This window comes from Streptomyces sp. NPDC007095 (assembly GCF_040634475.1).
Lineage (GTDB): Bacteria > Actinomycetota > Actinomycetes > Streptomycetales > Streptomycetaceae > Streptomyces.
Map to the genome: position 1 here is coordinate 59,616 of NZ_JBEYFS010000027.1, position 10,211 is coordinate 69,826.

Annotated in this window: 7 protein-coding genes; 1 reads left to right on the forward strand and 6 read right to left on the reverse strand. The window is 70.0% G+C overall.

Annotation, left to right across the window (positions count from 1 at the left end; genetic code table 11):
• Positions 1–11 precede the first annotated feature (11 nt).
• The 6 genes from ABZ656_RS12300 to ABZ656_RS12325 form a co-directional block, all read right to left on the reverse strand.
• Positions 12–1,025 carry a LacI family DNA-binding transcriptional regulator gene (locus ABZ656_RS12300; RefSeq protein ID WP_101404882.1) on the reverse strand — a complete coding sequence of 338 codons (1,014 nt, stop codon included), beginning with the start codon at positions 1,023–1,025 and terminating at the stop codon, positions 12–14.
• Positions 1,025–3,337: an alpha-xylosidase gene (gene yicI / locus ABZ656_RS12305; RefSeq protein WP_360267159.1), complete on the reverse strand. Its 2,313-nt coding sequence runs from the start codon at positions 3,335–3,337 to the stop codon at positions 1,025–1,027. Before yicI ends, ABZ656_RS12300 begins: the two co-directional genes overlap by 1 nt.
• Before the next feature lie 11 nt (positions 3,338–3,348).
• The gene (locus tag ABZ656_RS12310) at positions 3,349–4,170 is read right to left on the reverse strand and encodes a carbohydrate ABC transporter permease (RefSeq protein WP_101404883.1); all 822 of its coding nucleotides are present in this window, start codon (positions 4,168–4,170) and stop codon (positions 3,349–3,351) included.
• Entirely contained in the window at positions 4,167–5,144 is a 978-nt protein-coding gene (locus tag ABZ656_RS12315) for a sugar ABC transporter permease (protein ID WP_101404884.1), read from the reverse strand. Before ABZ656_RS12315 ends, ABZ656_RS12310 begins: the two co-directional genes overlap by 4 nt.
• Entirely contained in the window at positions 5,141–6,436 is a 1,296-nt protein-coding gene (locus ABZ656_RS12320; RefSeq protein ID WP_360267162.1) for an extracellular solute-binding protein, read from the reverse strand. Before ABZ656_RS12320 ends, ABZ656_RS12315 begins: the two co-directional genes overlap by 4 nt.
• Positions 6,437–6,671: 235 nt before the next feature.
• On the reverse strand, positions 6,672–7,976 hold the full coding sequence (locus ABZ656_RS12325) for an MFS transporter (RefSeq protein WP_360267165.1): 1,305 nt from the start codon (positions 7,974–7,976) through the stop codon (positions 6,672–6,674).
• A gap of 83 nt (positions 7,977–8,059) precedes the next feature.
• On the opposite strand from ABZ656_RS12325, the gene ABZ656_RS12330 reads away from it, so the two are divergent.
• Positions 8,060–9,043: a LysR family transcriptional regulator gene (locus ABZ656_RS12330; protein WP_360267168.1), complete on the forward strand. Its 984-nt coding sequence runs from the start codon at positions 8,060–8,062 to the stop codon at positions 9,041–9,043.
• The last annotated feature ends 1,168 nt before the right edge of the window (positions 9,044–10,211 follow it).

Sequence of the window (10,211 nt, forward strand, 5' to 3'; positions counted from 1 at the left end):
GTCACGGCTCCTCAAGAGGTCAGCGTGCGCGGTGCGGTACTCGCGCGTTCCGTCAGCCGGGGTGCGAGGAGCGTGGCCTCGGGTACGTCGGTGCCGCCCAGCTTCTTCATCAGCAGTTCCACCGCCCGCGCGCCCACCTCGGTGGACGGGATGGCGACGGAGGTGACGGGGACACGGACGTTCTCGGCGAGCTCGTCCGGGCAGATCGCGGTGACGGAGAGGTCGACGGGAACGCGCAGGCCGAGCTGCTCGAAGGCGTCGATCAGCGGTTCCAGGACCGGTTCGTTGTGCACGACGACGCCGGTGAGCGCCGGCTGTTCGCGCAGGAGCTGTTCGGCGATCCGGCGTGCGGCGGCGGGCGATGCCTCGCAGGGGTGGACGGAGGAGGCGAGTCCGTTCCGGTCGGCCGCGGCGGTGAAGCCCTCCACCACGCGCTGGGCGAACGCCGTCCCCCGTACGTACACCTCCGGCGGCGACCCGACCAGCGCCACGACCCGGTGCCCGAGCCCCGCCAGCCGCTCGACGCACAGCTCGCCCGCCGCCTTGAAGTCCAGGTCGATGCAGGTCAGCCCGGCGGGCCGGGCAGGGAACCCGATGAGGACGGAGGGGCGGTCCAGGGCGCGCAGCAGCGGCAGCCTGGGGTCGTGGAGCTGGACGTCCATCACGATCAGGGCGTCCACGAGCGCGGTGTCCGCGACCCGCCGCAGCCCCTCCTCGCCCTCCTCCTGCGTCAGCAGCAGGACGTCGTGATCGTGTTGCCGCGCCGCCGTCACGACCGACACCGCGAACTGCATCACCACCGGCACGTGGATGCCCGCCCGCAGCGGCACCACCAGCGCCAGGACGTTGGACCGGCTGCTGGCCAGCGCCCGAGCCCCCGCGTGCGGGCGGTAGCCGAGCTCGCGGATGCTGGCCTCGATGCGCTGCCGGGTCTCCTCGGAGATGGGGCGCTTGCCGCTGAGGGCGTAGGAGACGGTACTGGGGGAGACCCCGGCGTGCCGCGCCACATCGGTGATCTTCACCATCACTCGGACTCCAGCTCCAGCTCCAGTTCGGGTTCCAGGTCCAGGGAGAGGAATCCCGTCCCCGCCTTCGCCCGGACCTCGCGCCCGCCCGCCGCCAGCCCCCAGGGCGCCGCCGGATCACTCGACGAGGCGCGCAGGGTGTTGCCCTCACGGACGACGGTGAACGTCACCCCGCCCACCGGCACCGTGACCTGGGCACCCCGCTCCAGGCCGTACGCGCGCAGGGTGACCCCGTCGGCGTAGACGTAGTCGGGCCGGTCGTCCACCGCGCCCACCGGGATCACCGCGCCCGGCCGCACCAGCAGCGGCACGCTCAGGAAGCCGTGCCGCTCGCGCACCCAGCGCGGACCGGTCACCGTCCGCCCCGTGAGGAAGTGGGTCCAGATGCCGTCCGGAACGTAGTAGGAGACGTCTCCCTCGTCGCTGAACACGGGCGCGACCAGCAGGTCCGGGCCGAGCATGTACTGCCGTTCCAGGTGCGCGCACCCCGGATCGTCGGGGAATTCGAGGACCATCGCCCGCATCATCGGCACGCCCTCCGCGTGGGCGGCGCGCGCGGCCTCGTACAGATAGGGCATGAGGCCGAGCTTCAGCCGGGTGAACAGCCGCAGCACGTCCACGGCCTCCTCGTCGAACAGCCACGGCACCCGGTAGGAGGACGAGCCGTGCAGCCGGCTGTGGGAGGAGAGGAGCCCGAAGGCGATCCACCGTTTGAAGAGGGCCGGTGTCGGCGTTCCCTCGAAGCCGCCGATGTCGTGGCTCCAGAACCCGAACCCCGACATGCCGAGGCTCAGCCCGCCGCGCAGCGACTCGGCCATCGACTCGTACGTCGCCTCGCAGTCGCCGCCCCAGTGCACCGGGAACTGCTGGCTGCCGGCCGTCGCCGAGCGCGCGAAGACGACGGCCTCCGCCTCGCCCCGGTGCTTGCGCAGCACCTCGAAGACGGTGCGGTTGTAGAGGTAGGTGTAGTAGTTGTGCATGCGTTCCGGGTCGGCGCCGTCGGCGTACGCCACGTCGACGGGGACCCGCTCGCCGAAGTCGGTCTTGAAGCAGTCGACGCCCTGGTCGAGCAGCGCCTCCAGCTTGGCGGCGTACCAGTCGCGGGCGGCCGGGCTGGTGAAGTCGACCAGCGCCATGCCCGGCTGCCACAGGTCCCACTGCCACACACTGCCGTCGGGCTTCCTGAGCAGATGGCCCAGGGCCTTGCCCTCCGCGAAGAGCGGGGAGCGCTGTGCGATGTACGGGTTGATCCACACGCAGATGTGCAGGCCCTTGTCCTTCAGCCGGGTCAGCATGCCTTCCGGGTCGGGGAAGACGCGCGGGTCCCACTGGAAGTCGCACCAGTTGAACTCGCGCATCCAGAAGCAGTCGAAGTGGAAGACGGAGAGGGGGAGTGCGCGCTCCCGCATGCCGTCGATGAAGGAGGTGACGGTGGCCTCGTCGTAGGAGGTGGTGAAGGACGTCGACAGCCACAGGCCGAAGGACCAGGCGGGCGGGAGGGCCGGGCGGCCGGTGAGCTGGGTGTACTTGCGCAGGATGTCCTTCGGGGTCGGCCCGTAGATCACGTAGTACGTCAACTGCTGTGTCTCGGCGCTGAACTGGACCCGTGAGACCGCTTCCGAGGCGACCTCGAAGGAGACACGGCCCGGATGGTCGACGAAGACTCCGTAGCCCGCGTCCGTCAGATAGAACGGCACGTTCTTGTAGGCCTGCTCGGTGGCGGTGCCGCCGTCGGCGTTCCACATGTCCACGACCTGGCCGTTCTTGACGAGCGGGCCGAAGCGCTCGCCGAGGCCGTAGACCTGGGTGCCGACCCCGAGGTTCAGCTGCTCGCGCAGATAGTGGGCGCCGGTCGCGTCCTGCATGATGCCCATGCCCTTGGGGCCGCTGGTGGTGAGGACGCGGCCGTGGGCGAGGAAGTCGACGTGCCAGGGGGTGGTGCGGGCGACCCGGACGGACAGGGCGCCCGCGGTGAGGGTCGCGTGCTCGTCGTCGTGCTCCACGGTGGGGGTGCTGTGCTGTTCCGGGGGACATCCCCCAGACCCCCGGACGCCACGGTGGAGTTCGAAGCGGGGGCCGCGCGGTTCCTCGCCCTGGAAGTGCGTGAACGTGACGCCGATGACGTCCGGCATCGGCGCGTGCGCGCTGATCGTCACGACCGGTCCCTTCAGCAGGTCGCCGCGGTGGCGGATGGGCTGGGTCGGCGCGTGGATGTCGAGGGTTCCGTCGGACGCGCTGACGTCGAGGACCTCGACCGGGTGGGCCGCGGTGACGCCCTCGCGCAGCAGCCAGTAGCCGTCGGTGAACTTCACGCCCACACCCCTTACTTGACCGCGCCCACGGCGATGCCGCGGGTCAGTGTCCGCTGGAAGACGAGGAAGAAGACGATCGCGGGGAGCACGCCCAGAAGGGCCGCCGCGTTGGTCATGGTCGCGTCCATCAGGCGTTGGCCCTGGAGGACGCCGAGCGCCACCGACACCGTCTGGTTGTCGTTGGAGATCAGCATGACCAGCGGCAGCAGGAACTCGTTCCAGGTCCAGATGAAGAAGAAGACCAGGAGGACGCCGATGGTGGGGCGGCTGACGGGGACCACGATCCGCCACAGCACCTGCCACTTGTTCGCCCCGTCGATCCGGGCGGCCTCGATGATCTCGCGCGGGAACCGCCCGAGGACGGAGGACAGGAGATACGTGCCGAAGGCCGCCTGGACGACGGTGAACACGATGATCACGCTGAGCCGGGTGTCGTAGAGGCCCGCCTGCTTGCTCAGGTAGTAGATCGGGTAGACCAGCGCCTCCTGCGGCAGCATGTTCGCCAGCACGAAGAAGGCGAGGACCCAGGTGCGGCCCTTGATGCGGCCGATGCCGATCGCGTACGCGTTCAGGACGGACAGCACGGCGGCGCCGACCGCCACCGAGCCGGAGATCAGGATCGAGTTGACGAGCTTCTGGCCGTAGTCGACGCGCTGCCAGAAGTCCTTGAGGCCGTCGAGGTAGAGGCCGTGGGGAAGGCTGAGGGGTCCGTTCGACGAGTACTCGGTGGGGGACTTGACCGCGTTGATCGCGACGATGCCGAAGGGCAGCACCATGAACAGGGCCGCGATGATCAGGGCCACGAGGACGGGATAGCGGCGTACGGCGGTCATGCGCGGAGTCCTTCCTCGGCGTCCTCGGCGCGGGTCTGGAGCTTCAGGCCGATCAGGGTGAGCACGAGGATGATCACGGTCAGCACGGTGGAGATCGCGGCGCCGTAGCCGACCTGGGTCTTCTCGAAGAAGGTGGTGAAGGAGAAGTAGGACGGCACGTCGGTCGCGCCGCCGGGACCGCCCTTGGTGAGGACGTACACCGCGCCGAACACCTTGAGCGCGGCGATCGTGCACCAGAGGAGGACGACGTAGATCTCCGGGCGGATCTGCGGCAGCGTGATGTGCCAGAAGCGGCGCCACCAGCCCGCGCCGTCCAGCTCCGCCGCCTCGTACAGCTGTGGGTCGACGCGTTGCAGCCCCGCCATGAAGACGACCAGCGGGAAGCCGATCTGCACCCACACCATCACGCCCATGACGCTGTAGAGGGCGAAGTCGGGGTCGCCGAGCCAGTCCTGCTGGAGCGAGCCGAGGCCCACCGCCTTCAGGAGTGCGTTCAGGGAGCCGTTGTCGGGGGCGAGGATCCAGCTCCAGACGATGCCGGCGACGGCGATGGGCAGGACCTGGGGGAGGTAGAAGCAGGCGCGCAGGACGGCGGCGATCTTCGTACCGAAATGCTTGCCGACGAAGTCGAAGAGGGCGGCGGCCAGCACGAGCCCGAGGACCGTGGGTACGGCGGCCATCGCGACGACCATGAAGAGGCTGTGCCGGAAGGACGCCCAGAACTCGGAGTCGTCCATCAGCTGGCGGTAGTTGGCGAGCCCCGACCACTTCGGGGCGCCGACGCCCTGCCAGTCGGTGAAGCTCACGCCGGTGTTCATCAGGAACGGGACGACGATCACCGCGAGGAAGGCGAGGACGCCGGGGAGAAGGAAGAGGGCGTAGGAAGTGTGGGGGCGGCGCGGGCGCGTCGTACGGCCGTGGTGGCGCTGGTGCCCCCGGACCACCCGGCCGCCCCGTTCGACGGTGACCGTCATGTCTTCGGCGCGCCCTTGTCGTACGCCGTCTGGAGCGCGCTCAGATAGGCGTCCGGTTTCTCGCTCCCCGTGATCAGCTTCTGGGTCTCGGAGACGAGGACGTCGTAGAAGCCGGCGACCGGCCAGTCCGGGTAGAAGGCCAGGCCGTCCTTGCCGGAGAGCGTGTTGAAGTCGGCGATCAGGGTCTTCGCCTTCGGGTCGGTGATGGCGGCGGTGTCGGCGCCCACCGGGACCCCGCCCTTGTTGCCGAGCAGGTTCTGGATCTTCCGCGACATGGTGATGTCGATGAAGTCGTAGGCGAGGTCCTTGTTCTTGGCGCCCTTGGGGACGACCCAGAGGTTGCCGCCGGAGCCGAGGGTGAGGTTGCTGCCCGGCCAGAGGAAGCTGCCCCAGGCGAACTTGTTCTCCGTCTGGAACCGCCCGTACCACCAGCTGCCGCTGAACAGGATCGGGCTCTTGCCCTGGATGAAGGAGACGCCCGCGTCCTCGGCCTTGAGCGAGGTGGACTTCTTGCTGATGTAGCCCTTCTTCACCCAGTCGGCGAAGGTCGTGGCGGCGTACGTCCAGGCGGCGTCGTGGAAGTCGGTCTTGCCCTTGTAGAGCTCGTACTTGTCGACCCACGAACGGTCGGCCTTGGAGAGGGCGAGCTGGTACAGGTACTGCTGGGCCATGTACTCGGCGCCCGCGTTCGCCAGCGGGGTGATGCCCTTCGACACGAACGTGTCCATGGCGGCGGTGAGCTGGTCGAGGGTGGTGGGCTCCGCGATGCCGTATTTCTTGAAGAGGTCCTTGTTGTAGAACACCATCGTGTACTCGGCGTAGTTGGGCACGCCGTACCACTTGCCGGAGCCCATGACCCCGTCGGTGTCGTACTGGCTGGTGGTGCGCACACCCGCGCTGAGCTTCTTGTCCCAGCCGCGCTTGGCCGCCTCGGCGGTCAGATCGGTGAGAAGCCCCTGCTTGGAGAGCAGCCCGGCCGTCGCGTTGCCCTTGTTGTACTCCATGATGTCGGGTGCGTCGTTCGAGTTGAGGACCATCGGGGCCGTCTTCTGGATCTGCTCGAAGCCCTTCTCCTCGAACTTCACCTTGACGCCGGGATGCTTCGCCTCGAACTCCTTGATGGCCTCGTTCCAGGCCACGCCCATCGCGCTGTCCGGCCCTTCGTAGTGCCACAGCTTCAGCGTCTTGCCGTCCGAGGAACCGCTGTCCGAACTGCCGCAGGACGCCAGCAGCAGGGAGCCCGCCAGGGCCACCGCCGCCGTCGCCACCGCACGCCTTCGTGTCGTCAGCATCCATTGCCTCCGGGGGAGTTGGATGGGTTTCGGGACCGTCACGCAGCGTTCGTCGAATCGTTTCGATGCGTGACGTCGAAGCGCTTCGACGGGGGAAGGTATGTGGGGGTCCCGGGCGCGTCAATGGGGTGCGCGGGAATTGGGGCCGAGGGATTGGCGGCGTTCGACGGGTCGGACGAGCGGTACGAGTCCCGTGTCCTTGACGCGCGTGTGGGCGTGTTCGGGTACGTGGCTGTCACCGGGCCCTGAGGCGGGAGAGGGCCGGCGAGATCGCGAGGGAGATCGCCAGCGCGCTACCCGCCGCCGCGACCGGCACCCCGTACCCCGCCGTCGCCGAGACGTGTTCGACCACCCAGCCGCCGCTCGCCGAACCGCAGGCGATCCCGCCGAGCAGGCCCGTCACCGCGAGGGTCATGCCCTCGTTCAGCCGGCCCTCGGGAGTGCGCCGCTGGACGAGGGCCATGCCGGTGACCATGGTCGGGGCGGTCGCGGCTCCGGCGAGCAGCAGCGCGCCCGCGAGGGCCGTGAGTGAGCCGGTCAGGGAGGCCGCGAGCAGAGGGAGGGTCAAGAGGGCCGTCATGGCGGCGAGGCACAGCGGATGGCGCCGCTCGGCCGGGCCGGTCGGCTTCCGCGCCCCGTACAGCAGCCCCGCCACGCACGACCCGGCCGCCTGGAGGGCGAGCACCGCGCCCGCCGCCGACCGGTGGCCCTGCGCGTCCGCGAAGGCGATCGTGACGACCTCCATCGAACCGAACACGGCACCGGTGGCGAGGAAACAGAGAAGCAGGGGCGGCATTCCGGGGGCCAGGAGGGGCGACTTGGAGGGCGTACGGGGCTGGGGCGGCGGCTCCGTCGAACGCTGGGCGGCGAAGATCAGCACGCCGGTCATCATCAGCACGCCGGCCACCAGCGTGCCCGCCTCCGGGAAGAACGTCCCGCACAGGAAGGCCGCGCACACCGGGCCCAGCATGAAACACAGCTCGTCCGCGGCCTGTTCGAAGGAGTTCGCGGTGTGCGCGGCGGCCGGGTCGTCCCGGAGGAGGTGGGCCCAGCGGGCGCGTGACATGCCGCCCGTGTTGGGGGTGGTGGCCGTGGCGGCGTACGCGGCGAACAGGGTCCAGTCCGGCGCCCCGAGGCGCACGCACAGCAGCAGCGCGATGCTTCCCAGCAGGGCGAAGGCCGTGGTCGGCACCGCGATCCGGGCCTGACCGTGGCGGTCGACGAGCCGTGCGGTCCAGGGGGCGACCAGCGCGGTCGCCGCGAGACCGGTCGCCGTCACGGCGCCGGCGAGGGCGTACGAGCCGCGCGAGCCCGCGATCATGATCACCGCGCTGACGCTGAACATACCCATGGGGAGCCGGGCGAGCAGGTTGCCGACGGTGAAGGCGCGGGTGCCGGGGATGGCGAAGAGGCGGTGGTACGGGGTTGTCCGGCGGCGCGGGGCCTTCTGACGGCGCGGGTGGAAGTCGGCGATCACAAGGCTGTCGCCGGTGGCGGTGAGCAGGGGCAGGAACGCGTGCTCGGAGGGCTGTTGCGGCATGGGACAACCGTCGCCGGGTGTGGGGCGGGCGGTCCAACACTTACTCCGTGGCCATTGACGCACCGGCGTTGTAAGTTCGCGCGATGCCCGCCCCTCTCCACCACCATCTCGATCCCCGACTCCTGCGCGGGTTCCTCGTCGTCGCCGAGGAGCTGCACTTCACGCGGGCCGCCGCCCGGCTGTACGTCGCCCAACAGGCCCTCAGCCGTGACATCCGGCGACTGGAGCGCGAACTCGGGGTGGAGCTGTTCGTGCGGACGACCCGGCAGGTGACGCTGACCGCCGACGGTGAGCGGCTGGTGCCGTACGCGCGGCGGGTGCTGGAGGCGCAGGACGCGCTGCTGTCCGCGTTCGCGGGGGACGGACCGGAGCGGCCGCTGCTCGTCGACGTCAACTCACCGGGCCTCGTCTTTGGCCGCGTCCTGGACCGGGCCCGTGCGCTCGCGCCCGACTGCGAGCTGATGGCCCGCTTCGAGAGCGGGCTCACCGGCGCGGCGGGGGAGATCCTCGCGGGGCGCCTGGACGCGTCGTTCGGACGGTTCGCGGGCCTCGATCCGGCGGTCCGGGCCCGGCTCGAACAACAGCCCGTACGGTACGAGCCGATGGCCGTGATCCTGCCCGAGGACCATCACCTCGCCGCCCTGGACGCGGTGCCGCTGGACGCGCTCGCGGGCGAGACCGTGTACGCCGGGGCGGGGAATCCGCGGACGCGGGAGTGGACCGACTTGGCGCTTCGCCTTTTCGAGGGACGCGGTATCGCGCTGGCGCCACCCGCGCCGGTGGCCGTCGGAGCCGATGAGTTCCGGCGGGTCATGGCCAAGAAGCGGAACCCTGTCCTCGCTGTGGTGGATTTTCCGGCGATGTCTGAAACCGTACGGAAACCACTTGTTGGCCCCGTTCCGTTGTCACCCGTGTCATTGGTGTGGCGGAAGGGGCTGGTGCACCCCGGGATCGATGCCCTTCGACGAGCCGCCGGTGAGCTGGCTGCCGAGGAGGGGTGGCTGCGGCGCCCGGCGGACGGCTGGATTCCGGCCAGCGATGAGCTGGTGATGGCGGGGCAGGATTGACACATAAGCACACGGGTCTTCCGTATGCGCTACATTCATGGTCCGGGTGCAGTGTGGTAAAGGGGGGCGCTCGGGGCGGGTGGGGGCTCGTTCCGGACGACATATACGTAATACCCGGAGTCGTGCGCGCACCCGAAACCTGTCCCTGGGGGGATGTGCGTGCACGTGGAGAAGTGGCGGAAAGACGCCCAACCTGATCACCGAGATGTCGATCAGGCGGAGGGGTGTGGGGCCGGGGAGCCGGTGGCGTCCGGAGAGTCGGTGGTCTGGCCCGAGGCCGCCCGTGCGACGTCGACGTGGCCGCAGATCGCGGGCGGCGCAACCATGGGGCTCGCCGCGGAAGCGGAATCTGACACCGATGTCGAACGCGGTGTCGAATGGGAGCCTGGAGCCGGCGTGGAAGGCCGATCGGGCGCCGATACGAGAACTGGGACGGAACGTGGGTCGGGCGCGGAGGGTGTGCTCGGCGCGGACCGGTTGCCGGGTGCGGGCCGTTCGTCCGGTTCCGAGGATCTGTCCGGTGTGGGCCGTTCATCCGGTTCCGAGGATCTGTCCGGTGTGGGTCGTCCTTCCGGTTCCGAGGATCTATCCGGTGTGAGTCGTCCTTCCGGTTCTGAAGGTCTGTCCGGTGCGGGCCGTTCGTCCGATATAGGTCGCCGGTCGGGCGTTGAACGACGGTTCGGTGTGGACCGTCGGGTGAGCGCGGACGACGACGCGGGCGCGGACCGCCTCGGCGTGAAGCGTCACGACGAGGCGAACCATGGAGAAGAGGCGGATCTGTGGGCCGGGGCGGGCCGTCGTGCCGGGGTTGTCGACCGGGCGGCCGGACCGGACGACGCTGCCGCGGTGCCCGATCGGCCTGCCGGGCCGCGTGACCGTACTGGAGTGGATCGAGGAGAAAGGGCTGCCCTGGGGGCCGGGTTGGCCGGCCGGGCTGCGGCGGTTGCCCGTGCCGGGTCGGACCGTCGTGCCGGGGTTGCCGGGACTGCCGGGACTGCCGGGACTGCTGGGGTTGCCGGTGGGGCGGTCGGATCGGACGGCCTTGCCGGGGTGCCCGACCAGCCCTCCGGGCCCAACTCCAGCGCCGGGGTGCCCGACCAGCCCTCCGGGCTCAACTCCAGCGCCGGGGTGCCCGACCAGCCCTCCGGGCTCAACTCCAGCGCCGGGG